Source organism: Nocardia panacis (genome assembly GCF_003598715.1).
GTDB lineage: Bacteria > Actinomycetota > Actinomycetes > Mycobacteriales > Mycobacteriaceae > Nocardia > Nocardia panacis.
Window position 1 is genome coordinate 35,632 of record NZ_QZFU01000029.1, and the last position, 26,125, is coordinate 61,756.

The 26,125-nt window shown below is 69.0% G+C and carries 11 protein-coding genes; 8 read left to right on the forward strand and 3 right to left on the reverse strand.

Features of this window, described 5'->3' with window-relative positions; translation table 11 throughout:
• Positions 1-76 precede the first annotated feature (76 nt).
• From D5S18_RS36155 to D5S18_RS22740, 3 genes are all read left to right on the forward strand, one after another.
• Positions 77-14,557 (forward strand): non-ribosomal peptide synthetase, encoded by a 14,481-nt coding sequence (locus tag D5S18_RS36155; RefSeq protein WP_120043110.1) that lies wholly within the window; start codon positions 77-79, stop codon positions 14,555-14,557.
• A gap of 230 nt (positions 14,558-14,787) precedes the next feature.
• Positions 14,788-15,780, forward strand: coding sequence for an alpha/beta hydrolase (locus D5S18_RS22735; protein ID WP_203236891.1), 993 nt, complete (start codon positions 14,788-14,790; stop codon positions 15,778-15,780).
• A 119-nt stretch (positions 15,781-15,899) separates the two neighbouring features.
• On the forward strand, positions 15,900-17,138 hold the full coding sequence (locus D5S18_RS22740) for an Nramp family divalent metal transporter (RefSeq protein ID WP_120043111.1): 1,239 nt from the start codon (positions 15,900-15,902) through the stop codon (positions 17,136-17,138).
• Here the strand turns inward: D5S18_RS22740 and D5S18_RS22745 are convergent.
• The gene (locus D5S18_RS22745) at positions 17,135-18,346 is read right to left on the reverse strand and encodes a TetR/AcrR family transcriptional regulator (RefSeq protein WP_120043468.1); all 1,212 of its coding nucleotides are present in this window, start codon (positions 18,344-18,346) and stop codon (positions 17,135-17,137) included. The two genes, D5S18_RS22740 and D5S18_RS22745, sit on opposite strands and share 4 nt — an antisense overlap.
• Before the next feature lie 129 nt (positions 18,347-18,475).
• Here D5S18_RS22745 and D5S18_RS22750 point away from each other — a divergent pair, with 129 nt between their 5' ends.
• Both D5S18_RS22750 and D5S18_RS22755 read left to right on the forward strand, forming a co-directional pair.
• Positions 18,476-19,279 carry an enoyl-CoA hydratase-related protein gene (locus D5S18_RS22750; RefSeq protein ID WP_120043112.1) on the forward strand — a complete coding sequence of 268 codons (804 nt, stop codon included), beginning with the start codon at positions 18,476-18,478 and terminating at the stop codon, positions 19,277-19,279.
• 70 nt (positions 19,280-19,349) lie between these two features.
• Positions 19,350-20,375 (forward strand): SDR family oxidoreductase, encoded by a 1,026-nt coding sequence (locus D5S18_RS22755; protein WP_120043113.1) that lies wholly within the window; start codon positions 19,350-19,352, stop codon positions 20,373-20,375.
• Between the two features lie 7 nt (positions 20,376-20,382).
• Here the strand turns inward: D5S18_RS22755 and D5S18_RS22760 are convergent, their stop codons facing one another.
• The gene (locus D5S18_RS22760) at positions 20,383-21,921 is read right to left on the reverse strand and encodes an aldehyde dehydrogenase family protein (protein ID WP_120043114.1); all 1,539 of its coding nucleotides are present in this window, start codon (positions 21,919-21,921) and stop codon (positions 20,383-20,385) included.
• A gap of 350 nt (positions 21,922-22,271) precedes the next feature.
• On the opposite strand from D5S18_RS22760, the gene D5S18_RS22765 reads away from it, so the two are divergent.
• From D5S18_RS22765 to D5S18_RS22775, 3 genes are read left to right on the forward strand one after another with little or no spacing between them, the layout of a single operon-like run.
• Entirely contained in the window at positions 22,272-23,255 is a 984-nt protein-coding gene (locus tag D5S18_RS22765) for an ATP-binding cassette domain-containing protein (RefSeq protein WP_120043115.1), read from the forward strand.
• Positions 23,252-24,073 (forward strand): ABC transporter permease, encoded by an 822-nt coding sequence (locus D5S18_RS22770; RefSeq protein ID WP_120043116.1) that lies wholly within the window; start codon positions 23,252-23,254, stop codon positions 24,071-24,073. Before D5S18_RS22765 ends, D5S18_RS22770 begins: the two co-directional genes overlap by 4 nt.
• Complete coding sequence (locus D5S18_RS22775) at positions 24,070-24,927, forward strand: ABC transporter permease (protein ID WP_120043117.1); 858 nt, start codon at positions 24,070-24,072, stop codon at positions 24,925-24,927. Before D5S18_RS22770 ends, D5S18_RS22775 begins: the two co-directional genes overlap by 4 nt.
• Here D5S18_RS22775 and D5S18_RS22780 read toward each other — a convergent pair.
• Complete coding sequence (locus tag D5S18_RS22780) at positions 24,885-26,099, reverse strand: lycopene cyclase family protein (protein WP_120043118.1); 1,215 nt, start codon at positions 26,097-26,099, stop codon at positions 24,885-24,887. The two genes, D5S18_RS22775 and D5S18_RS22780, sit on opposite strands and share 43 nt — an antisense overlap.
• Positions 26,100-26,125 lie beyond the last annotated feature (26 nt).

Below are 26,125 nucleotides of genomic sequence, written 5' to 3' on the forward strand. Positions count from 1 at the left end.
ACAGAGGCAGGGTGATCGGCTCCATGGTGCGGGTGGTCGAGCAGAGGTGCGAGCGGATCAGGGGTGTGGTGCACGCATGACCCGCTCGGCACGGATCCGGCCCGCACGCACCCGCAAGTCGCGCGTCACCACGCTGCCGCAGCTCATGGCCACGGCGGTGGAGGCCAATCCCACCGGGGCCGCGCTGATCCTCGCGGCGGCGACAAGCACCTGCGAGCGGCTGAGCTATGAGGAACTCGACGAACGCTCGACCCGTTTGGCGCGCCTGCTCATCGACCGGGGCATAGGCCCGGAATGCCTGGTCGCGGTGGGTATTTCGCGTTCGATCGACTCGGTGGTCGCGGTGTGGGCGGTGGCCAAGAGCGGCGCGGCCTTCGTTCCCGTGGATCCGGCCGATCCGAAGGCCGCGTACCTGGTAGCCGACTCCGGGGCGCTGCTCGGACTCACCGTGGCCGCCGAACAGGCCGCGCTGCCGGAGGCCATCGACTGGTTGAGGATCGACTCCATCGACACCGCAACGGAATTGGCGCGCTACTCGAGCGAGCCGATCGGCTACGCCGATCGGCTGCACCCGCTGCGCGCCGAACATCCCGCGTATGTGGTCTACCCCGGCGGCACGCACCGCGAAGGTGTGGTCGTCACCCAGGCCGGGCTGGCAGGTCTCTGTGCCGAACTGCACGAGCGTTTCCGGGTGGGCTTCGACTCGCGCACCCTGCATCTCGCCGCGCCGTCCTCCGACGACTCGATCATGGAACTGCTACTGGCACTTGGCGGTGCGGCAGCCATGGTCGTGGTGGCGTCCGATGTCGTCGGTGGCGCCGCACTCGGCGGACTGCTGCGTCGCGAAGGCGTGACGCACGCGTTCATGAACCCTGCCGCGCTGACCTCGGTTGATCCGGCCGGATTGGACGAGTTGCGAGTGGTGGTCGCGGGCGGCGCGATATGTCCGCCGGAGTTGTCGCGGCGCTGGGCGCGACCCGGCAGGGAGTTCTACCACGGCTACGGTCCGACCGAGGCCACCACCATCACCAATATCGGTGCGCCACCGTCGCCCGACGGACCGGCGACCATCGGCGGGCCGATTCGGGGTGTCACCGAATACGTATTGGACGAGCGGCTTTCGCGGGTGCCGACCGGTGCGGACGGTGAGCTGTACATCGCAGGCGCGCAACAGGCGCGCGGCTACCACGACCGCCCCGGTGCGACGGCCGAACGGTTCGTGGCCAATCCGTTCGAACCTGGTTCGCGTCTGTATCGCACCGGCGATCTGGTGCGCCGGGCAGCCGGGAATGAGTTGGAATTCCCGGGGCGCAACGACTTCCAGGAAAGCCCGGCAGCGGACGAAACCCGGCTCGCCACGCCCATCCACCCGCAGGCACCCGATCGGCTCGACTTCGATCTGCTCACCATCGATGAGCGGGCGCGCATCCTGGTCGACTGGAATGACACGGCGCATCCGGTACCCGCCGAATTGCTGCTGGATGGTTATCGGCGTGCGGTGGCGGCGCATCCGGAGGCTGTGGCGGTGTCGTTCGAGGGTGTCGAGCTGTCTTATGGTGAGTTCGATGGTCGGGTGAATCGTCTTGCGCGGTTGTTGATTTCGCAGGGTGTGGGTGCGGAGTCGTTGGTGGGTTTGGCTGTTCGTCGGTCGTTGGATCTTGTTGTGGGTATGTATGCGATTGTGACGGCTGGTGGTGCGTATGTGCCGTTGGATCCGGATCATCCGGCCGAACGCACCGCACGCATACTCGAGACGGCCCAACTGGACTGCGTACTCACCACTGCCGCGGATGCGGCGGCAGTCGCGGGTGCGGCCAAAGTACTCGCGCTCGACACCCTCGATACGGCCGGATACGACGGGTCGCCGGTGGCGGCCCACGAATTGCTGCGGCCGGTGCGGCCGCACCATCCCGCCTATGTCGTGTTCACCTCCGAGCCTGCGGGCGTGGTTGTTTCCCATGTGGCGATCAACAACCGGATCGCCTGGATGTCGGCGGAGTACTCGCTGGATTCTGACGATGTCTACCTGCACCGGGCCGCGACGACTCTCGATGCGGCGCTGTTGGGTCTGCTGTTGCCCCTGCGCGTTGGGGCGAAACTGGTTGTGGCGACGCCGGATGGTCGAAACGATCCGGCGTATCTGGCGGAGGTGATCGCCGCGCGGGAAGTCACGGTCACCGACTTCGCCCCGTCGATGCTCTCGGCCTTCGCCGAACATGCCGAGGCGGGTTCGCTTCCCTCGCTGCGGGATGTGTTCGTCGTCGGCGCGGCACCGGTTCCGGAGACCGTCGCCGCGCTGCTGCGGGTATGCGACGCCGAGGTGCACAGTCTGTATGGTCCGGCCGAGGCGGCGGTTTCGATTGCCTGCCTGCCGGTGGATTACGTGGCCGACCACAGTTCGCCCATTGGTGTGCCGCAGTGGAACTCGCAGGTGTACGTGCTGGATTCGCGGCTGCGGCCGGTACCCGTCGGCGTGCCCGGTGAGTTGTACCTCGCGGGCGATCAACTGGCGCGCGGGTACGCGCACCGTTCGGATCACACGGCGGATCGGTTCGTGGCCAACCCCTTCGGCTTCGGCGAGCGCATATTCCGCACCGGCGACCAGGTGGTCTGGCGTGAGGACAGCGCGGGCGCGGGTGTTCTGAACTACGTGGGCCGCACCGAGGTCGAGGCGGAGTTCTCGGTGCCTGTGGACGTTTCGGGTCGCGCCCAACTCGAGACCCCGACAGCCACCGCACCCGACGCGGTGGTGATCTCGCCCGAGGCAGTCGCGGTTGCGCCTGAGGCAGTCGTGATCTCGCCTGAAGTTGCGGTCGTCGTCCCTGAGGACGCCGCTACCCCTCCGGAGACGGTCGTCATCGTTGCTGACGCGGTTGTCACCGCGCCGCCCGCCGTCATCGAATCGCCGCCCCGAGGCGCCCACGGACCCGCACTGGGTGCGATCGAGCGGCCCGAACGTCTGCCGCTCTCGCAGGCCCAGCAGCGCATGTGGTTCCTCAACCGCTTCGATCAGGATGGAATCGGTTCGGCCGCATACAATCTGCCGTTCGCGCTGCGGCTGACCGGAGAACTCGATCTCGACGCGCTGGCCGATGCGATCGAGGAGGTGGTGGCCAGGCACGAGATCCTGCGCACCGTCTACCCGGAGACCATCGACGGTCCCATCCAGGTCGTACTGTCGGCGGCGCAGGCCGGACTCGCTGTGATTCCTCGCCCGATCGCCGCGGACCAGGTGGCGGCGGCGGTCCTCGAATCGGCGGTCGCGCCCTTCGATGTCACCGTCGAGACGCCGATGCGGGTGCGATTGTTCCAGATCACCGATGCCCCGGACGAATACGTACTGGCCGTGGTGGTGTATCGAATCGCCGCGGACACCTCGTCGTTGAATCTGCTGATGCGCGATGTGCTGGTGGCGTATACGGCGGGGGAGGCGCTGTCGAGAGAACCGCTGCGGGTGCAGTACGCGGACTACGCACTGTGGCAGCGGGCCGTGCTCGGGGACGAGGACGACGCGGTTTCGATCGCCGGGCAGCAGATGCTGTTCTGGCGCACCGAATTGGCCGGTGTGCCGAATCTGCTGGAACTGCCCACCGATCGGCCGCGCCCTGCGGTGGCGACGATGGCGGCCGCGCGGGTCGCGATGTCGATCGATGCCGAAACCCGTGCGGCGTTGATGGATTTGGCCGGTGCGCACGGTGCGACGTTGTCCACGGTGGTTCGCACCGCCTTCGCGGTGGTTCTGGCCAGGTTGTCGGGCGCCGACGATATCGCCATCGGCTCGCCGATCGCGGGTCGCGCAGAGCGGGAACTCGAGGATCTGATCGGGATCTTCGGCAATACGCTGGTTTTGCGCACCCGCTACGCGGGCGGTGCTTCCTTCACCGAACTATTGCGCAGACAGCGGGATTCGGATCTTCGGGCGTTCGCGCACGCGGATATTCCGTTCGAGCGTGTGGTGCAGGTGTTGAATCCGCGTCGGTCGACCGCGCATCATCCGGTGTTCCAGGTGGGATTGTCCTTCCAGAATCCGACCCGAACCGCACTGGAGCTCCCTGGATTGAGCGTCGCGGGCATCGACGTGGATCTCAATGTCTCCCAATTCGATCTGCATCTGATCCTCGGCGCGGACCACGACGAACCCGGCGACCCGACCGGTATCGACGGCTTCCTCACCTATGCCACCGATCTTTTCGACGCCGCCACCGCCAGTGGCTTCGTGGCGCGCCTGTCCACGGTCCTCACCGCTGTGCTCGCCGATCCGGACCAGCCTGTCGGTGCGATCGATATGCTCACCCGCGCCGAGCGCACCGACCTGCTCGCGGTGCGCAATGCGACCGCGCACCCGGTCGATCCAGCGGCCACGCTGTCGACCCTGCTGGATCGAACTGTCGCCACCCACGCCGCCGCTGTCGCGTTGCTGGATGACGCTACGCGGGTCGAGCTGACCTATCGCGAGCTGGACAACCGCGCGAATCTGCTGGCTCGCCACCTGATCGCACTCGGTGTCGGACCGGAATCGCGGGTCGTGCTCGCGCTGCGCCGCTCGGTGCACCTCGTCGTCGCCATGTACGCGGTGACCAAGGCGGGCGGCGTGTATGTGCCGATCGACCCGGATCAACCCGCCGATCGCACCGCCTACATCCTGGACACCGTCGACCCGATTCGCATCATCACCGATGCCGCCACCGGATTCCGGTCGGCCTCGATTCCCGTACTCGACCTGGACGAATTCGATTCGAGCGGCCTCGATTCCGCGCCCGTCACGCAGCAGGACCGGCGTGCGCCGCTGACCGCCGACCACATCGCCTACCTCGTGTTCACCTCCGGCTCGACCGGCCGCCCCAAGGGCGTCGCCGTCTCGCACCGCGCCATTGTCAACCAATTGCTCTGGAAGACCGCGGAGTTCGATCTCGGCCCGCGCGAGGTTTTCCTGCTGAAGACCGTCGCCACCTTCGATCTGTCGGTCTGGGAGTTCTGGTCGGCAGCCATCTGCGGTGGCCGCCTGGTGGTGGCCGCGCCCGACGGCCACCGCGATCCGACCTACCTCGCCGAACTCGTGGCCCGCGCGGGCGTGACCACGCTGCACGCCGTGCCCTCCCTGCTGGACGCGCTCCTCGTCGTCGATATCGCACCCGTCTCACCGCTGCGCCGCATCCTTGCCATCGGTGAGGCGCTGCCCGCCGCCCTGGCCACCGGTCTGCGCGCGGCCTATCCCCGTGCGGCACTGTGGAATCTGTACGGCCCGACCGAGGCGGCGGTCTCCTGCACCGCCCACCGCGTCGGCTCCGCCGATATCGTCGCGGTGCCCATCGGCGCACCCGAATGGAACAGTCGGGTCTACGTGCTCGATGCGCGGCTGATGCCGGTCCCGGTTGGTGTCTCCGGCGAATTGTATTTGTCTGGAACACAGTTGGCGCGCGGCTACTTCGGTCGGCCGGATCTGACCGCCGAGCGTTTCCTCGCCGACCCCTTCCAGTATGGGGCGCGCATGTATCGCACCGGCGATCTGGTGGCGTGGAATGCCGGGGGCGAGTTGGAGTATCGCGGTCGCTCCGACTCCCAGGTGAAGATTCGCGGTTTCCGCATCGAGTTGGGTGAGATCGAGGCGGCGCTGCTGGCGCTGCCCGAGATCGCGCAGGCGGCGGTGCTGGTGCGATCGGATCGGACCGGTGCGCGCCTGGTGGCCTACGCGGTGGCGGCCGCGCCCGCGGCTCCGGAGGCGGCGAACCTGAAATCCGCGCTGGCCGAGGTGCTTCCGTCCCATATGGTGCCGTCGGCCTTCGTGATCCTGGACGCGTTGCCGCGCAACGACAACGGCAAGCTGGATCGAAAGGCCCTGCCGGATCCGGAGTTCGAGACCCCGGCCCACCGGGCACCCACCACGCCGATCGAAGAGGTCGTGGCGGAGGTCTACGGCCGAGTGCTCGGCCGTGAGCGCATCGGCGTGGAGGACGACTTCTTCGCTCTGGGTGGCGATTCGCTGCTCGCGAGTCGGGTCGTCGCCCGACTGGGCGCGCTGTTGGACTCCCGCGTCCCGGTGCGCGCGCTTTTCCAGGCCCCGACGGTGGCCGCCTTGGCGGTCAGGGTGGCCCACGCCGCCGTCGGTCGACTGCCGTTGCGTGCGCGCAGCCGCCCCGAGGAGATTCCGCTGTCGCAGGCCCAGCGGCGCATGTGGCTGCTGAACCAATTCGGCACGGCCGCCGCCGTGCCGAACATTCCGATCGCGATCCGGCTCTCGGGTGAGTTGGACACCGCCGCGCTGCGCGCGGCGATTGCCGATGTGCTGGTCCGGCACGAGGTGCTGCGCACCGTCTATCCGTGGACACTCGAGGGACCGGTGCAGCGCGTCCTGCCGCCGTACGAGGCGGCCATAGACCTGGCGCCGATCCCGATCGGCGAGGAGCGGGTGGCGCACGAGGTCAGCCGGATGGTGACCGAGGGGTTCGACGTGACCGGCGAAATCCCGTTGCGCGCCAGGCTTTTCCAGCTCGGGGGCAGCGAGTACGTGCTCGCCGTCGTGGTGCATCGCATCGGCGCGGACGCTTGGTCGACGGGTCCGCTGACCCGCGATGTCGTGCTCGCCTACCGCGCGCGCGCCGAGAGCGCGGCCCCGGCGTGGACGCCGCTGCCGGTCCAATACGCGGATTACGCGCTGTGGCAGCGCGATCTGCTCGCCGCGGACTCCGATCCCGCGACGCCGGCCGGGCAGCAGCTCGAGTATTGGCGCGGCGAATTGGCTGGACTACCGGACGAACTCGTCCTTCCGGTGGACCGTCCGCGCACCGCCGCACCGAGTTTCGTCGGTGGCCGGGTGGAATTCACCGTCGACGCCGAGGTGCACGGCGCGCTGGAGCGACTGGCTCGCGCGCATCGCGCGACCTTGTTCACGGTGGTGCGCACCGCGCTGGCGGTGCTGCTCGCGCGACTGTCGGGCAGTGCCGATATCGCGGTCGGCACGCCCGTCGCGGGCCGCGGCGAACCCGAACTCGACAATCTGATCGGCGCCTTCGCCAATACCCTGGTGCTGCGCACCGAGGTGGCCGCCGCGCTGTCGTTCGCCGAGTTGCTCGCCGCCAATCGGGAGACCGATCTGCGCGCCTTCGCCAACGCCGATATCCCCTTCGAGCGGCTGGTGGAACTCCGTGCGCCGCAACGGTTCACGGGCAGGCATCCGCTGGTCCAGGTGGCACTGTCGTTCGACAACCCGGTCGCGCCCGTCTTCGAACTGTCCGGCCTGAGCTTCACCCCGCTCGGCGCCGCCCCCGATATCGCCGGATTCGATCTGCTGCTGACCATCGGGGAGCGCCGTGGCGAGGACGGGTCTGCGGCCGGTTTGGTCGCCGAATTCGGCTATGCCCGTGATCTTTTCGATGAGTCCACGGTGGTCGATCTCGGCCGCCGGTTCCGTCGCGTCCTGGCCGCGACGGCGGCCGATCCGAGCGTGCCGGTCGGCGATATCGACCTGGTGGACGACGCCGAGCGCGCCGACCTGCTCACCCGCACCGGCGGACCCGCCGTCGCGCCGCGCACCCTGCCCGAGCTGATGGCGGCGGCCGCCGCGCTGAATCCCGGTGCGCCCGCACTGATCGCCGAGGGCCGGGCCTTCGGCTACGGCGATCTCGACGCCGCCTCCGCGCAATTGGCCCGCGCGCTGATCGACCGCGGCGCGGGACCCGATGTCCTGGTCGCGCTGGCGCTGCGCCGTTCCATCGAATCGGTGCTCGCGCTGTGGGCCGTGGCCAAGACCGGCGCGGCCTTCCTGCCGATCGATCCGACCTACCCCGCCGACCGCATCGCGCATATGATCACCGATTCCGGTGTGGCGCTGGGGATCACCACCGCCGCCGATATCCTGTCGCTGCCGGAGCTGACCGACGGCGGCTGGGTCGCGCTCGACGACCGCGATTTCACCGTGGAGGTGGCCACCCGCTCCGACGCGCCGCTCACCGCGCGCGAACTGCGCGGGCCGCTGCGGCCCGAAAACGCCGCCTACGTCTGCTACACCTCGGGTTCGACAGGCCTGCCCAAGGGTGTGGTGGTGACGCACGCGGGCCTGGCCAACTTCGGCGCCGAACAGGTCGAGCGCTATGGACTCGACGGGCAGACCCGCGCGCTGTCCTTCGCCGCGCCCGCTTTCGACGCGGTGGTGCTGGAACTGCTGCTCGCGCTCGGTGCCGGTGGCGCGCTCGTCCTGACGCCGCCGCTGCTCGGCGGCGGTGCGGAATTGGCGGAGCTGATCCGACGCGAGCGGGTCACGCACGCCTTCCTCACCCCATCGGTGCTGGCCGCGTTGGATTCGGCCGCGCTCGTCGGGTTGCGGGTCGTCGTGTCGGGCGGCGAAGCCCTGCCCGCGGATCTGGCGGCGCGGTGGGCCGAAGTGGGGGAGCGCCGCTTCCACAATGGTTACGGCCCCACCGAGACCACCATCATGACCAATATCAGCCCGCCGCTGCGGGCGGGTGAGCCGCCCGCGCTCGGTGGGCCGATTCGCGGCACCCGGTCGCTGGTGCTGGACGCGCGACTGCGTCCGGTGCCCGAGGGCGTAGCGGGTGAGCTGTACCTGGGTGGTGTGCAACTCGCGCGCGGCTACCTGCAGCGGCGCGGGCTCACCGCCGCGCGCTTCGTCGCCGATCCCTTCGGCGCGCCGGGGGAGCGGCTCTATCGCACCGGCGACGTGGTGCGGTGGCGGCGCGGTTCGGCGGTGCTGGACTACGTGGGCCGCAACGACTTCCAGGTGCAGGTGCGCGGCTTGCGGGTCGAGCTCGGCGAGATCGACGCCGCCCTCACCACGCGGCACAGGGTCGACTTCTCGGTCACCGTCGCCCACGAATCCGACACGGGCGCACCGATGTTGGTCTCCTACGTGCGACCCTCCCCTGGACGTTTCCTCGATACCGCCCTGCTCACCGCCGAATTGGCGCGCACGCTGCCCGAGCAGATGGTGCCCGCCGCCGTGGTGGTGCTCGACGAGATCCCGCTGAGCCCCGTCGGCAAGCTGGACCGGCGGGCGCTGCCGCGCCCGGAGTTCGCCGCGCCGGCCTACCGGGCGCCGGGGACGATCGCCGCGCAGACCATCGCCGCCGCGATGGGCGAGGTGCTCGGGGTGGCGCGCGTCGGACTCGACGACGACTTCTTCGCCCTCGGCGGCGACAGTTTCCGTGCCATTCGCGTGGTGTCGCGCTGCCGCGAGGACGGTGTGGATTTCGCTCCGCACGAGATTTTCACCCGACGCACGGTCGGCGCGCTGGCCGAGATCGCCACCGTGGCGGGCGCCGCCGACGAATCCGGTGAACTGCCCCTGACCGCGACCGCGGCCCGGTTGGTGGCCGAGGGCCAATGGGTGGAGGTGCGCGCGCTCACCCTGGACGTGCCGCCGAACTGCCCCGCCGACGCGGTGTCGGCCACTGTCGACGCGGTGCTGGACCAGCATCCGCTGCTGTGGGCGCGGCTGACCGGAACCGCGCCCGCCCTGCGCATTCCGCCGCTGGCCGAGCGCGACGGCGAACATTTCGGGCGGCTGGATCCCGAGCGCGGCGAGACGGCGCTACCGCTCGACGATGTGGTGCTGGCCGCGGCCGCGGCGCTGGATCCGGTGGCGGGTCGCAATATCCACTTCGTGCTGAGCGGGACCACCCTGGTGGTGGTCGCGAACGGTCTGGTGGTGGACGACATCTCCTGGCGCACCGTCATCGATCAGCTCACCGCCGCGTGGAATCGCGGCAGGCACGCGGCGCCCGCCGTGCCGGAATCCGGTGTGGGCACCCTCGTCGCCGGGTTGCACGATCGGGCCTTCGCTGCCGAGACGCTCGCGGAGATCCCGTGGTGGGAACGGACTCTCGGCCCCACCTCGGGGCGGAGCGCGAATCCCGGTCCGCGCAACCGGGTCTCGCTGGCCATTACCGCGGAGGGCACCGAGGCGGTCGCGGCCGTGGCCGAGGCGTATCACACCACCGTCGACGATGTGCTGCTCACCGCGGTCGCGCTCGCCATGCACACCGGCGCGGACACCGCGGTGGCCCGCACCGTAGGCCCGGTCGTGCGGCTCTCGGCCGATGGTCGCGGGATCGGGCCGGATCGGGCCGACAGCATGGTCGGCGGCTTCACCACCGACTATCCGATGCGACTGCGCCTGGACGGGATCGATGCCGATGACGCGCTCATCGGCGGTCCGGCGGCGGGCGCGGCACTGGCCGCGGTGAAGGAGGCGCGCCGCGCGGTCCCCTCGGGCGGACGCGGCTACGGTCTGCTGCGCCACCTGAATCCGGATGCGGCGCAACGGCTCTCGGCACTCGAATCGGGCCGCCTCGCACTGCGCTACCGCGACCTGCGCCCGGCGCGGGTGCACACCGACGCCCCGGCCGAGGATCTGCTGCTCGACCTCACCGTGGACGCCACCGACGAGGGCCTGCTGGTCCGATTCGACTACGCGGTGGCGGCATTCGGCGCGAACGAGGTGAAAGCCTTCGCCGAGCACTGGATTCGCGCGCTCGGCGGACTCGCCGAACACGGTCTGCGGACCGATACCGGGGGATTCGGCCCGTCGGACTTCCCGCTGGTGTCGCTGCGGCAATCGGAGATAAACCGGTTGGCCCGCGCCTATCCGAACCTGTCCGACATCTGGCCGCTGACCCCGACGCAATCCGGCATCGCGTTCCACGCGATGCTGGCCGACGGGTCGCTCGACATGTACATCACCCAGTTCGTGCTCGATCTGGGCGGCACGGTCGATGCGCGCCGCCTGCGCGCGGCCGCACAGGCCGTCCTGGACCGTCACGACAACCTGCGCGTCGCCTTCGCCGCCGATGACGCGGGCAATCCCGTTCAGGTGGTGCAGGATTCGGTCGAGGCGCCGTGGCGACTGGTCGAGGTGAACGATCTGGACCCGGCCGAGGCGGATCGGGAACTCGCGGCCGTCGAGGCTGCCGATCTGGCCGAGCATTTCGAGATGGGCGCGGCCCCGCTGCTGCGCTTCACCCTGATCCGCTCCGGTGCGGCGACCGACGGCAGCGGCCACTACCACCTGCTGATCACCAGCCACCACATCCTGGTCGACAGCTGGTCCATGCCATTGCTGACCAGGGATCTGCTCACCTGCTACGCCATGGGCGCGGCCGCACGCACGCGGCCGCACGTCCCGTCCTACCGCGCCTACCTGGCCTGGCTTGCCGAGCAGGACCGCGCGGCGGCCCGCACGGCCTGGCGGACCTCGCTGGCGGGTATCGCGGGGCCGACCCCGCTGGCGCCGGTCGATCCGGGTCGCGAGATCGCCTCGGGCATAGGTGAAGTGGCCTTCGAGCTGTCGCCCGCCGACACCACCGCGCTGACCCGTCTGGCCGCGGGACTCGGCGTCACCGCCAATACCGTGGTGCAGGCCGCCTGGGGTCTGCTCGTCGGCCGCAGCATCGACCGCGACGATGTCGTCATCGGCGCGACGGTCTCCGGCCGCCCACCCGAATTGAGCGGCGTCGAGTCGATGATCGGGCTGTTCCGCACCGTGATCCCGGTGCGGGTGCGGCTGGGGGCCACCGACACACTCGGCGGCCTGCTGCGCCAACTTCAGACCGAGCAGGCCGCACTGCTCGACCACCATCACCTCGGCCTGAGCGAGATCCAGCGGACCATCGGCACGGAGGGGCTCTTCGACTCCCTGGTGGTCTTCGAATCCTTCCCGGTGGATCGCGAGGGACTCGAAAAGGCAGGCGCCGTCGACGGAATGAGCGTCATCGGAGTCGACGCGGTCAATGGCACCCACTACCCGCTCACCGTGACGGTGGTGCTCGACAATCAGTTGCGCGTCACCCTCAAATACCTGCGCGACCTGTTCGACGCCGGGGCGGCAAGGCGGCTGGCGCACCGTCTTTCGACGCTGATCGGCCGGTTCGCCGACACTCCGCAGGCCAGGATCGCCGATATCGATATCCTGCTCGACGCCGAACGCACCGCCCTGGCCACCGTCAATGCCGACACCGACATGCCGGAGCTGCGCGACGAGTCCACGCTGCTCACACTTTTCGACGCGCAGGTGGCGCGCACCCCCTACGCGCCCGCCGTGCGTTTCGGCGAGACGGTGCTCGGCTACGCCGACCTCGACGCTCGATCCCGCGTGCTGGCCGCCGAGCTGAGCCGCTGGGGCGTCGGACCGGAAGCCCTTGTCGCCGTGGCCATGCGGCGCGGGATCGATCTGGTCGTGGCGATCTACGCGGTGCTGCGCGCGGGCGGTGGCTATGTGCCGATCGATCCGGACCAACCTGTCGAATACAGCGAGCAGGTCCTCGACAGTGCCGCGCCCATATGCGTATTGACCACCACCGCCGACGGATTCACCACCGCGTCCGGCGTGCAGGTCGTCGCGGTGGACACGCTGTATCTGTCGGTCGAGGTGGTCCCGGCGCTGGAAAGCGGTGTGCGCGCGGACAATATCGCCTACGTCGTCCACACCTCCGGTTCGACCGGCCGACCCGAGGGCGTGGCCACCACGCACCGCCAGTTGGTCAACCAGTTCCGGTGGGCGCAGCAACACTACCCGCACGACGGCACCGACACCGTCCTGCACAAGACGCCCATCACCTTCGATATCGCCGCCTGGGAACTGCTGTGGCCCTTGCAGACCGGCGCGTCGATCGTCCTCGCCGCACCGGACGGCCACCGCGATCCGGCGTATCTGGCCCGTGTTATCGTCGAAAATCGGGTCAGTACGGCACATTTCGTACCGTCCATGCTCGCGGCCTTCCTGGATGGACAGCCCAGGATCTACCCGTCGCTGCGGCGGGTCTTCGCCGCGGGTGAGGCGCTGTCGGCCGCGACGGCGGCCGCCTTCGCGGCCGATCTGCTCGGCACGGAGCTGATCAACTGGTACGGACTCGCCGAGGCCACCGTGGTCACCGCCCACCCGGCGACCGGCGGTGCGGCGGCGTCGGTTCCGATCGGCACACCCGTCGCGAATACCCGCGTCCACGTATTGGATCGTCACCTGCGGCCGGTGCCCCCCGGTGCGCCGGGCGAACTGTATCTGTCCGGTGTGCAATTGGCCCGAGGCTATCTCGACGCGCCCGCGCGCACGGCGGAGCGCTTCGTCGCGCACGACGGCGGCGAGCGGCTCTACCGCACCGGCGACATGGTGCGCTGGACCCGAGGGGTGTGGGCGCTGGAATACCTGGGGCGCGGCGAGTTCCAGGTCGAAATGCGCGGCAGGCGTGTCGAACTCGGCGAGATCGAGGCGGTGCTGGCCGAGGACGACGCGGTGCGACATGTCGCGGTGGCGGCGGTGCGCGTCGCGAACGGTATTCGGCTCGTCGCGTACGTGGTCGCCGCGCAGGGCCATTCGATCGACGACCGAGCGTTGCTGGCGCACGCCCGCGCCGTGCTGCCCGCCCATATGATTCCGGCGGCCGTCGTACTGCTCGACACCTTCCCGCTCACCGCCAACGGCAAATTCGACCGCCGCGCACTCCCCGTGCCGAACCTGTCCGACCAATACCGTCCCCCGACGACCCCGCTGGAACGGACCATCGCCGAGGTGTACGCCGAGGTGCTGCGCTGCGATCAAATCGGCCTGGACGACGATTTCTTCGACCTCGGCGGCAACTCACTGCTCGCGACCCGCGCGGTCACCCGGTTGCGCGCCGCGACCGGAGCCGAGATCCGGGTCCAATGGTTGTTCACCGACCCCGACGTGGCGGCGCTGGCCGCGCGCATCGCCGAGGCGGCGGATCGAACCCACGACTACGACGCGGATTCCAATGCGGCACTGGGTGTGCTGCTGCCGATCCGCACCAGAGTCCCGCACGATACGGCGGCGGCCGAACCGCTGTTCTGCCTGCACCCGATGTACGGATTGTCGTGGTGCTACGCGGGTTTGGCGCGCTACGTGCCCGCCGCCTTCCCAATCTACGGCTTGCAGTCGCCCGCGCTGTCGGAGGAGGGCTACCTGCCCGATTCGCCCGCGCAACTGGTGGCGCGCTACGTCGCCGAGATCCGCGCGGTGCAGCCGAGCGGACCCTATCGACTGCTGGGCTGGTCGTTCGGCGGGGTGCTCGCCCACGCGGTAGCCGCCGCGTTGCAGGCCGACGGCGCGCAGGTGGCGCTGCTGGTCATGCTGGACAGCCATCCGGAGATCGATATCACCGATTTCCGCGCGGTCGTGCGGGAGGCGCTGGGCGAACTGGGTATCGGCGCGGCCGGACTGCTGCCCGCCGACGGCACGGATGTGCACGATCTCACCGACGCGGCGCTGACCGCGCTGCACGCCACCATCCCGGCGGATATGGCGGTGCTCACTCCCGAGCGGGTGCGGCGGATCTATCGCAGCGCGGTTCGCTCCGCCGAACTGGTCGCCGCGCATCGCCCGCCCGTATTCCGCGGCGAATTGCACTATTTCAGCGCCGTCGGTCCCGAGAACGCCGCCGCGAACTGGGTTCGATATGTGGATGGCGAAATAGCAGACCATCCGGTCGGTGTGACACATGATCAAATGACCTCGCCCACAGCGCTGGGCGAAATCGGTCCGCGACTGTCGAAACTGCTGGATCCCGGCGTGTCCTGGCTGGGCCGGCCGTAATCGGATCGCGGCAGTTCAGGCATGATGGACCGAAATCACGGTAACGGCGCCCCCTGTTGTTCCGACTTCATAGCCCGTATGGTCGGGCACGGTGCCGGCCCCCGAAGTGGGGGCGTGAGAATTTCCGAGACAAGACAAAGCGAAGGTGTGAACTCATGCGTCGATTGATCCGGCGTCGCGGCGTACGTGCCGGGGCGATATTCGCGGCGGCCGCGGTCGCGGCGGGCGTCATGTCCGGGATCGGCGCAGGCTCGGCCGCGGCGGCGGATCCGATCATGACGGGCAAGGCCCTGCTGGGCGATCCGACCGCGCCGGATGGTTCCAAGATCGCCAAGGCCGAATACCGCGACGACCGCAACATTCGCCTTTACGTCTACTCGGCCGCCATGGATCAGAAGGTCCAGATCGATGTGCAGCGTCCTGCCGACGCGTCTGTCCCGCGACCCACGCTGTATCTGCTCAATGGCGCGGGCGGCGGTCAGGACGCGGCCTCCTGGCAGGCCAGGACCGACGCACTGCAATTCCTCTCGGACAAGAACGTCAATGTGGTCCAGCCCGTCGGCGGCAAGTGGAGCTACTACACCGACTGGATCAAGGACGACCCGGAACTGGGTCGCAACAAGTGGAAGACCTTCTTCACCGAGGAACTGCCCCCGCTGATCGACGGGGCGCTGGGCGCCAATGGCGTCAATGCCATCGCGGGCCTGTCCACCTCGGGCACCACCGTATTGGCCCTGCCGATCGCCAAGCCCGGCCTGTACAAGGCGGCCGCCGCCTTCTCCGGCTGCGCCCAGACCTCCGACCCGGTCGGTTCCCAGTTCGTCAAGCTGACGGTGGAGACCTGGGGCGGCGGCGACACCGAGAACATGTGGGGTCCGGTGGGTTCGGCCGATTGGGTGGCCAATGACCCGTACGTGCACGCCGACGGTCTGCGCGGCCTCGATCTCTACATCTCCAGCGGCAACGGCCTCCCCGGCCCGCACGACACCTTGGACAACCAGTACGGCCCGCCGGGCGCGTTCGGACTGGCCAACCAGTTGCTCATCGGTGGCGTCATCGAGGCGGGCACCAACTACTGCACCCACAACCTGCAGAACCGCCTGAACCAGCTCGGCATCCCCGCCACCTTCGATTTCCAGCCGAACGGCACCCATTCGTGGGGTTACTGGCGCGACCAGCTGCCCAAGTCCTGGCCCACCCTGGCGCACGGCCTCGGTCTCTGAGTCCACCTTCGGGTTTCCGCCCCGACCGCGTTCCGGCGGTCGGGGCGGACCTGTTTTCGGGGTAGGTCCAACCTAAAAGTTCGGGTGGCCGTAAAATACTGTTTGTGAGTACCCGCTTGATGGTCACGGCCAGATCCGCATCGCAGCGAGCGCGCTCGGCATCGATCCTGCTCGGACCGGCCTTCGTCGCGGCCATCGCCTATGTCGACCCGGGAAATGTGGCCTCCAATGTCAGCGCGGGCGCGCAATTCGGCTACCTGCTGGTGTGGGTCATCGTGCTGGCCAATGTGATGGCCGCGCAGGTGCAGTTCCTGTCCGCCAAACTCGGCCTGGTCACCGGACGCACCCTCCCGCAGGTGGTGCGCGAGCGCGCCGCGCGCCCGGTCCGGCTCGCCTACTGGGCGCAGGCCGAACTGTGCGCCATGGCAACCGATCTGGCCGAAGTCGTCGGCGGGGCCATCGCGCTGAACCTGCTGTTCGGGCTGCCGCTGGTCCTCGGCGGGATCATCACCGGCGCGGTCTCCATGGTGCTGCTCGCGGTGCAGAGTCGCGGCGGACAGAAACCTTTCGAGCGGGTGATCATCGGACTGCTCGCGGTCATCTCGGTGGGCTTCCTGGCCAGTTTGGTGATCTCGCCGCCCTCGGTCTCCGACACGGTCGGCGGGTTGCTGCCGCGCTTCGACGGCGCCCAGAGCGTGCTGCTCGCCGTCTCCATGATCGGCGCGACCGTCATGCCGCATGCCATCTACCTGCATTCCGGACTGGCCCGCGACCGGCACGGCGTGCCGGAACCCGGTCCGGTGCGCGCCCGGCTGCTGCGCATCACCAAATGGGATGTCGGCCTCGCCATGATCATCGCGGGCGCGGTGAACCTGGCCATGCTGCTCATGGCCGCGCACACCTTCGGCGGTCGCGATGACGTGGACACCATCGAGGCCGCGCACGCCGCGGTCCGCGACACTCTCGGTCCCACCGCGGCGCTGCTCCTGGCCGTCGGCCTGCTCGCCTCCGGACTCGCCTCCACCTCGGTCGGTGCGTACGCGGGCGCGATGATCATGGAGGGGTTGCTGCGCAGGCGCATTCCACTGCTGGTCCGCCGCCTGGTCACCCTGGTGCCCGCCATCGTCATCCTCGGCGCGGGTTTCGATCCGACGCGCGCGCTGATCGTCTCGCAGGTGGTGCTGTCCTTCGGCATTCCCTTCGCGCTGATCCCGCTGGTGCGCTTCACCAGCGACCGCACCCTGATGGGCGCGGAGGTCAACCACCGCTGGACCACGGCATCGGCCCGGGTGATCGCCGCCGTCATCACCGGACTCAACGCGCTGCTGATCTACCTGACCTTCGCCGGGAGGGGCTAACGATCGAGTAGCAGCGCCGTCATCAGCCGGTGCACCCGAGCGATCTGTTCGGGTCGCGCGTCGAATCGGGTGAGCCGCCCGACATCGATGACCTGGCCGATGGCGGCATGCACCCGGAAGCGGGCCTCGGTGGGGTCACCCTCGACGAGGTTGGCCCATTCCAGGACGTTCTGGCGCTGGATGGCGCGCAGCCGATGCTGTTCGGCCTGCGGCAGATTGCTGAACTCGGCGAAGTAGACCGGCATGATCTCCGGCATGGCGAAGCTGAGCCTGGCGTAGCGGTCGGCGATGCGGCTCGCGGCGTCGGCCCGGTCGACCGCTTCGGCCAGCGATTCGGCGATGGCCAGGGCGAAGCGGTCGCCGGTGCGGTGGAAGGCGGCGGCCAGCAGATCGGACTTGCTGGCGAAGTAGCGGTACACGCTCGAGGCATTGATGCCGACGGCCGCGCCGATCTCTTCGATACTCGCCTCGTGATACCCCTGGCGACCGAAGATCCGAATGGACTCGGTGAGCAGTTGTTCGCGCTTGGAGGTGATCGGCAGTCCGCGCGGCGCGGCGTCGGCGTCCGGTTCGGCGGGCGCGGGCGGCAGCGGGGCGCGCAGTAGCGACCAGCACATACCGTGCAGCAGCGGCAGCAGCTTGGAGGCGGGCAGTGCGGTGCGATGGGCGGAGATGCCGGCGAGCACGCTCAGGATGGCGGCGGCGTACATGTCCACATCCTCGGGCGGGGCCTCGGGGTGCAGTCGCGAGATCGGTTCGGCCAGTGTGGCATTCAGGTCGTCGTAGATGGTGCGGATCCGAGCCCTGTCCCCGGCCTCCAGATAGCGCCGCTCCCAGCGGTAGAGGCCGACCTCGCGGCGGAATTCGATGGTGTGCTCACCGATGGTGCGGATCAGCATGTCGAGTCGGGCCTGCGGGGCGGCGGTCGGATCGTCGGCGGCACGGGTGACGGCGAGCAGATGTCGTGCCCCCTCCTCCGCGCACGCGACCAGCAGGGCGTACTTATTGGTGAAATGCCGATACAGCGCCGGACCGGAGATGCCGACCTCGGCGGCGATCTCGTCCACGCCGACGGGGTAGTAGCCGCGCTCGCTGAACGCGCGCGCCGCGGCCCGGATGATCTGCACCTTGCGATCCTTGGGTCGCCGCCGCGGCCCGGCCTCCGGTCGCGCGGGAGCGAGGTCGACCTCGCTGCGTTCGGCGACCATGTAGCTCTCCATTCCTCGGCGGCGCGACGGTTGACAGCGCCGGGCAAATCATCCTAAGTTAACCACAATTCGCAAAGTTAACCACGATTCACGGCACGGTGTCCGCCAAACCGCACACCAGGAGCAGTAATGACGAATTCCCATTCCGCGCAGGCCCGCGTGGGCTTCACCGCCGTCCAGGACGGCAAGGTGCTGCGCATCACCATGACCAACCCGCGCCGCAAGAACGCCCTGGACTACGACACCATGGTCGCTCTCGGCGAGACGGTGCTGACGGCGTCCGAGAATCGCGCGGTGCGGGTCATCGTGCTGACCGGTGCAGGCGGCGACTTCTGCACCGGGGCCGACCTGGCGGCGAGCCCGGCCGAGGCCGCGCGCGGCATCACCGCCGACCAGGTCATGGACGCGGCCAACCGGCTGGTGAAAGCCATCGTGTCCGCGCCGATCCCGGTCATCGCCAGGGTGCTCGGCGCGGCGGCGGGCGTCGGCGTCGGAATCGCGCTGGCCGCCGACCTGGTCTACGCCGCCGAGGACGCCTACCTGCTGCTGGCCTTCATCAATATCGGCCTGATGCCCGACGGCGGCGCGGCGGCCATGATCGCGGCGGCCGCCGGTCGCCCGCTCGCGGCCGAACTCGCGCTGCTCGGCGAGCGCCTGCCCGCCCCGGCGGCCAAAGCGGCCGGGCTGTTCACCGCCGTACTGCCCGCCGACGAACTCGACGCCAAAGTCGAGGCCGCCGCGGCCAAACTGGCCAACGGCCCCCGCCGCGCCATCGAACTCACCAAACGCGCACTCAACCAGGCCACCCTGGGCGCGCTCGATGCCGCCCTCGCCGCCGAGAAGACGGGCCAGGCCGAACTGCTCGGCTCCGCCGATTTCGCCGAGGGCGCGACCGCCATGCTCACCAAGCGCAAACCCGTCTTCGCCGACTGAACCCGACCCTGGCGGCGGTATGTGATCCCCGGCACAACCGCAGCAACCGGCTCGGCTATGTTTACCGGCTATGGCTTACCTGGTTACCGGGGCAACTGGGTTCATCGGTCGCTTCCTCATCCCCGAACTGCTGACGCACGGGAAGGACATTCACGTTCTGGTCCGCCCCGGCGCGGAATCCGCCGACCGGTTCGCCTGCTTGGCGCAGGAGTGGGCCGCAGGTGACCGGATCCGCGCCGTTGCGGGCGACCTGGGCAAGCCGGGGCTCGGCATCGACCCGCAATGGCTGGCCCGCCACCGTGGGCGCATCGAGCACCTGTTCCACCTCGCCGCCGGAGCCGACCTCACCGAGCGCGGCGGCGGCACCGGGAATGTCGTCGAGGCCGCCGAGGAACTGGAAGCGGGCCTGCTGCACCACATGTCGAGCGTGGCGGTCGCGGGCGCCACCGACGGACTGTTCAGCGAGGATATGTTCGACTGCGGCCAACGGCTGGCAACACCGTGGCAGCGCAGCAGTTTCGAGGCCGAACGCCTCGTGCGCGCCGCCGCGCTGCCCTGGCGGATCTACCGACCCTCCATTGTCATCGGCCATTCGCGCACCGGCGAGATCGACCGCGTCGAGGGGCCCTACTACTTCTTCCGCCTGCTGCGAATGGGCGCGCAACTGCCGCGCCTGCTGCCGCTGCTGGTGCCCCGGCTCGGCGAAACCAATATGGTGCCGGTCGATTTCGTGGCGCGCGCCATGAATCACCTGGCCCACCTTCCCGGTTCGGCCAATACCACCTACCACCTGGTCGACCCGCGCAGGCACGGCGCGGTCGAGGCGCTCAATCTGTTCGCCGACGAGGCGGGCGCGCCGCGCCTGGTGGAGGTCATGCCCAAGCGCACCCTGGCCATGATGCTGCGGCTGCCCGGCGCGAGTTGGGTGCTGCCGCGCATCGGCGTGCCGCTGGATGTCCTGGAGCACAGCGAGTTCGGCTGCTGGTTCGACTGCCGCCACACCACCGCCGCCCTCGCCGACACCGATATCCGGGTGCCGCCCTTGGCAGGCTACGCACCGCTGATCTGGAAGTACTGGATCGAGAACTGGGTCTGAGGTCTGTCTAGCGACCGTGGCGCAACCGGAAAAAAGTTCTGGCGGTGCGCAAATGTCGGGTATGCCGGTCGAAGGTGGACAGGTTCACCGGGGCCTGGTAGCGCTTGCGCGCGATGGCCAGGGTGCGGCTGAATTCGCGCAGTCCGGGTTCGCCGTGGTGGTGGCCCTGGCCGTACTCGCCGACGCCGCCGAACGGCAGCGCCGGAATACCGAGGTAGGCGGTCGAGGAATTGATAGTGACCACACCGACGCGCAGTTGTTCGGCCACCGCCTCCACGCCGCGCGCATCGCGGGTGAACACCGAGACCGCGTCGCCGTGGCCCACCGCGTTGATGCGCCGCACCGCCTCTCCGATATCGGACACCCTGTTCACTATCAGGACCGGGCCGATGGCCTCGCCCGTCACCGCCAGGCTCTCCTCGGGCACCTCGGCGAGCACGATCGGTTCGATATACGGGTCGCGAATCGAATCCATTCCGCCGACAACGGCTTTACCGCCGCGGGCCAGCGCGTCGCGCACCTGTTTGCGCACCACGTCGACCTGCGACTCCAGGATCATCGGGCCGTAGGACGCCTTGCGATCCGCGCCGGGCCGCAACTTGCGGGCCTGGTCGATGACCAACTCCAGGAAACTGTCGAACACCGAATCCGCCACGTACGCGCGCTGAATGCCGGTGGGGTTCTGGCCCGCGTTGGCCATCGCGCCGAAGACCGCGGCCTCGGCCGCCTCGTCCAGCCTCGCGTCCACGTGGACGACCATGGTGCCCTTGCCATTGCGTTCGACCACCACCGGCGTCATGGTCTGCGCGCACCAGGAGATGACCTCGCGGGCGCCGTCGTCCAAACCCGCGTACGCGATCTTGTCCACCCTGGCCCGACACAGCGAAGCCGAGGTGCCCGAATCGCCGGTGACCACTTGCAGCACCGGTTGATTGGGGGCCAGTCTGGTCCAGCTCTCGGCCAGCCACACGCCGACACCCGTGGTGAGCTCGCTGGGTTTGAACACCACCGCGTTGCCCGCGGCCATCGCGTACGCGATCGACCCCATCGGCGTGAAGACCGGGTTGTTCCACGGGCCGAGCACGCCGACCACACCCAGTGGCAGATGTCCGACACTGGCGCGCTGGTTGCGGGTGAGCCAGGTGGAGCCGAGCCTGCGTCGATCCAGTGCGCGCGCCGCGTTGCGGGCGGCCCAGTCCAGATTCTCCACCGCGAGCATGACCTCGATGGCCGCGTCGGCCTCCGGTTTGCCCGTCTCCTCGCAGACGAGTTCCACCAGTTCGCTCGCGCGCCGGGCGATACTGCGCTTCCACTCCAGCAGCCAGCGTTTGCGCGCGGCGAAACCCAGTTCGGCCCACCACTTTTCGGCAGCGGCGCCGGCGCGCACGATCCGGTTGACCTCGCCGGAGCCCATCACGGCGTAGTTGCCGACGATCTCGCCGGTGCGCGGATCGTAGGAGGTGAGCACGTTGGAATGGCCCTGCCTACCCGCACTCGATGAATGCGACGAATGCGCTGCCACGCTCGGCTGCGCGGGTTCGGCCATGGTCACCTCTCGCGGATGTCGAGCCACGGGCCGTTCGACATCGAGCGGCCGGTCGCGGACGAGTGAGTGCTTGTCCCCCGAATAGCAGACTATGGTCGGTAGGGCAGCCGAACAAGGCACCCTTGCCGCCCCTGCGCTGCCCACGGGGTGCCGACCAGCGGCCGATCCGCTCGGCCGCTTCGGATGTGAGTAAGGACACAATTAGCGTCGCGTCCGGTGGGTACTACGCGCGCGTCCGCGCGGCGGGAATTCGGGCGTAACATCGCGCCCGGTGCGGTGGATCACCAACCGGGAAAACGTTTTATGCGTGCGACACGATGTCGCCGCACCAGCGCCGACATGGAGAGTTGATGCCGAGTTCGAACCAAGCCGATTCGCCCGCAGGCGAATACGCCGTCGTTGTCGACGACATACACAAGTCGTTCGGTGACGTGCACGCCCTGCGCGGGATCAGCTTCACCGCGGCGCGCTCGAGCGTGCTCGGCATTCTCGGTCCCAATGGCGCGGGCAAGACCACAGCGGTGAAAATCCTGTCCACGCTGTTGCGTCCCGACAGCGGCCGCGCCGTCGTCGCGGGCCACGATGTGCAGTCCGACCCGGCCGGTGTGCGCCGCTCGATCATGATGACGGGCCAATACGCCGCGCTCGACGAGAATCTGTCCGGTCGGGAGAATCTGGAACTGTTCGGCCGCCTCATGGGTCTGGCGAAGGCCGCCGCCCGCCAACGCGCCGACACCCTGCTCGAAGAGTTCGACCTGGTGAGCGCGGGCCGCCGTGCCGTGCGCCACTATTCCGGCGGTATGCGCAGGCGCGTCGATATCGCCTGCGGTCTGGTGGTTCGCCCGCAGGTGGTGTTCCTGGACGAGCCCACAACGGGTCTGGACCCGCGCAGCCGCCAGGGCGTGTGGGATCTGGTGACGGCGCTGAAGTCCCAGGGCATCACGGTGCTGCTCACCACGCAGTACCTCGAAGAGGCCGATGTGCTCAGCGACAACATCATCGTCATCGATCGGGGCACCGTCATCGCCGAGGGCACCGCCGACGAGTTGAAGGCCAGGACCGGCGGCAGCTACTGCGAGGTGGTGCCGCTGGACCCGAAGAAGTTGAGCACCGCCGCCTACGCCCTGGGCGACTTGGTCCCGGCCGCGGTCATGAACGAACTCGACGGCCTGGACAGGCTTTCCATCCCCGCCCCCGAGGGCGCGACCACGCTCACCGAGGCGCTGCGCCGACTCGACAGCGCGGGTGTGGAACTGGCCGATATCGCGCTGCGCCGCCCCTCCCTCGACGATGTGTTCCTGTCCATCACCGGTCATTCGGGCGGTCACGCGTGAGTTCTTCGGTCCTCGACACATCCACCGGGGACGGGCTGTTCTTCGAACTACCCGAGGCCAGCCCGTCCTCATTCGCTCAGTGGCGCGCCCTCACCGGCCGCATCGTGCGAACCATGGTGACCAAGGGCGAACTGGTCGTCGCCGTCATCACCCCGCTGGTGTTCACCGCGGGTTTCTACCTGCCGCTGCGCTTCGTGATGAAGTTCCAGGGCATCAACTACGCACAGTTCGTCATGCCGATCATCGTGTTGCAGACCATGGCGTTCACCATGATGTCGAACGCGCAGATGGCGGCCTTCGAATCGGTGACCGGACTCAATACCCGCATGCAGACCATGCCGGTGGGCTCGCTGGTGCCCTTCGCCGCCCGCATCTGCGCCGGACTGGTCCGCTCGGTCACCTCGATGACGGCGGCGCTGATCTTTGGACACATCATCGGGTTCCGCTTCGTCAACGGTTGGGGGCAGACGATCCTGTTCGTCGTCTTCGCGCTGGCGGTGGGCACGGTGCTGGCCATCGGCGCGGACGGACTCGGCAGTCTCACCAAGAGCCCGGAGTCACTGAGCCAGGCGCTCACCTTGCCCACGCTCATCTTCGGCATGCTCTCCACCGGATTCGTGCCCGAGCGCAGCTTCCCGGAGTGGATCCGGCCGTTCGCGCGCAATCAACCGATCTCCCAATTCGCCGCCGCCCTGCGGGATATGGCCTCGGGTGGGGGAGTGACATGGGATGTGTTCTGGGTGCCGCTGGTGTGGGTGATCGGCCTCGCGGTCGTCTTCATCCCCACCGCGATCTGGGCGAGTGTGAGGCGGGCATGAGTTCGGCGGAGGCGACAATGGACCGGGCGGACACGGCTGAGCAGGTGTTCGAGCCGCTGCCCGAGGTGCCGGACAGAAGCGAGAGTTCGCTGCGGACCTGGGCCGAGCACAGCCTGATCCAGTGCAGGCGACTGTTGATCGGCTGGACGCGCGATCCGGCCACCACCATCCAGACCCTGGTGTATCCGGCGCTGACCCTGCTGATGTTCAAGGTGGTGCTGGGCAACTCGATCGACAAGGCCACCGGCCTGCCCAGTGTGTACGGCCAGGTCGCGATGATCACGATCATCGCCGCCATGTCCGGCGCGGTGGTCAGCGCGTTCGGTTTCAAAGTGGAGAAGGCGTTCGGCCTGCTGAGCCGCTTCGCCACCATGCCGATGAACCGCGCCGCCGGACTCACCGGCCGACTGCTCGCCGAGGCGATCCGGGTCCTGATCACCACGGTGTTCGTCCTCGTGGTCGGCAGCGCGATCGGATTCCGGTTCCATCAGGGTCCGCTCGCCGCGCTGGCGCTGATCGGGATACCGGTGCTGTTCGGCGTCGCGTTCGCGGTCTTCGTGACGGCGCTGGCCACCATCTCCGAGGGCGTGATGGTGGTGAATACGGTCAGCCTGATCAGCAATCTGCTGATGTTCTTCAACTCCGGCTTCGTTCCCGTCTTCGTCTATCCGACCTGGTTGCAGGACATCGTCCGGAACCAGCCGATGAGTTGTGCCATCGACGCGATGAAGGGTCTGTCCTACGGCGGCCCGGTGGCCGAGCCGCTGCTCGAGACGGTGGCCTGGGTCATCGGCATCATCGTGGTGTTCGGCTATCCGGCCGTGCGCGGGTACCGCCGCGCGGCGGAAGCCTGATCGAGGTTCGGCCCGTAGTCGAAGTCCAGCCAGCGGTTCCGGTGGGTCCAGCCGACCATGTCGAAGCGCCACCGGAACGGCCAGGTGTGGGCGACGGTATTGACCAGCGCCGCACCGAGTGCGGCGTAGTCGTCATGGGCGGACAGTAGGGCGCGTTGACCGCGCGGCCCCTGGCCGAAGAATGAATCGAACATGGCGACAGCCTGATCCGCGGTCAGCCTGCCCAGGCCCCAGAGGCCGCGCATGCGCATCCAGTGCACCAGTCGGGCACGGGCGGGCCACAGATCGGCGCGCGGATCGCGGCCCGCGAGCAGGGCCGCGACGGCGGTGTCCACCAGGGACAGTGAATTCGCCACGCTGTAGCCGGTGCACGGGTGCATCATGCCGCCCCGCGACCCGAAGGCAATGGCCTCGGCCACACCGGGTGTCGGGAGCGGCTGATCCATCGGGTAGTGCGCGGCCTCGCTCGGCTCCGCACCGGTGAGGTGGATACCGTGCGCGGCGAGGCGGCGCAGGGTGCGGCTGCGCAACTCGCGCTGCGGCATACCGCCGCGCAATCCCAGACTGGTCTCCTCGAAGAGAACCCGCCCGTCCCCGAGCGGCATCGCATAGAGGAATGAGGGCGGGGCGTCGGGACTCGCGCCGTTGTCCGGCCGCCAGTCCAGTAGCAGACCCGCGCCCTCGGCGATCATGGGCGCGGCCTGCTTCACACCGACGAAGATGCCGTGCGCGCTCGCGGCGCGCCGCCGCCCCGGTCCCGGTAGTCCGCGCGCGTCGAAAACCGTCGCCGCGCGGATGGTCTCGCCATTGGACAGGTACACCGCGTGCGCGTGGACGGCGGTCGCGCGCGCGGCGCGCACGGTGACCGCGTCCAGCGCGAGCGCCGCGCGCAGACCGGCTTTGGACAGCACACCGTAGGGTCGCGGTATGCGGTGCTCGATCGTGGTCCACACCGTGGGCGCGGCGATCCGGGTGGCGATCACCGCGGGCGGCAACCAGGGCGGCAGTTCATCGAGCCAGCACGAGTAGGTGGGGATCCACTCCCGCTCCGGACGCGGATCGATGGCGGCCACGGTGAGTCCGGCGGCGGCCGCGCGGTGCGCCAGCCCCCGACCGGTCGGGCCGAGTCCGACCACGCATAGGTCGACCTCCGTCGCGGTGCGCGCGTTCAAGGGCGCCCACCGCGCGGTCGGACATC

Coding starts and splice junctions, on each gene's coding strand:
- D5S18_RS22750 (WP_120043112.1), top strand. CDS start 18,476: ATGACGAATTCCCATTCCGCGCAGGCCCGCGTGGGCTTCACCGCCGTC.
- D5S18_RS22755 (WP_120043113.1), top strand. CDS start 19,350: ATGGCTTACCTGGTTACCGGGGCAACTGGGTTCATCGGTCGCTTCCTC.
- D5S18_RS22735 (WP_203236891.1), top strand. CDS start 14,788: ATGTCCGGGATCGGCGCAGGCTCGGCCGCGGCGGCGGATCCGATCATG.
- D5S18_RS22765 (WP_120043115.1), top strand. CDS start 22,272: ATGCCGAGTTCGAACCAAGCCGATTCGCCCGCAGGCGAATACGCCGTC.
- D5S18_RS36155 (WP_120043110.1), top strand. CDS start 77: ATGACCCGCTCGGCACGGATCCGGCCCGCACGCACCCGCAAGTCGCGC.
- D5S18_RS22760 (WP_120043114.1), bottom strand. CDS start 21,921: ATGGCCGAACCCGCGCAGCCGAGCGTGGCAGCGCATTCGTCGCATTCA.
- D5S18_RS22775 (WP_120043117.1), top strand. CDS start 24,070: ATGAGTTCGGCGGAGGCGACAATGGACCGGGCGGACACGGCTGAGCAG.
- D5S18_RS22745 (WP_120043468.1), bottom strand. CDS start 18,346: ATGGTCGCCGAACGCAGCGAGGTCGACCTCGCTCCCGCGCGACCGGAG.
- D5S18_RS22740 (WP_120043111.1), top strand. CDS start 15,900: ATGGTCACGGCCAGATCCGCATCGCAGCGAGCGCGCTCGGCATCGATC.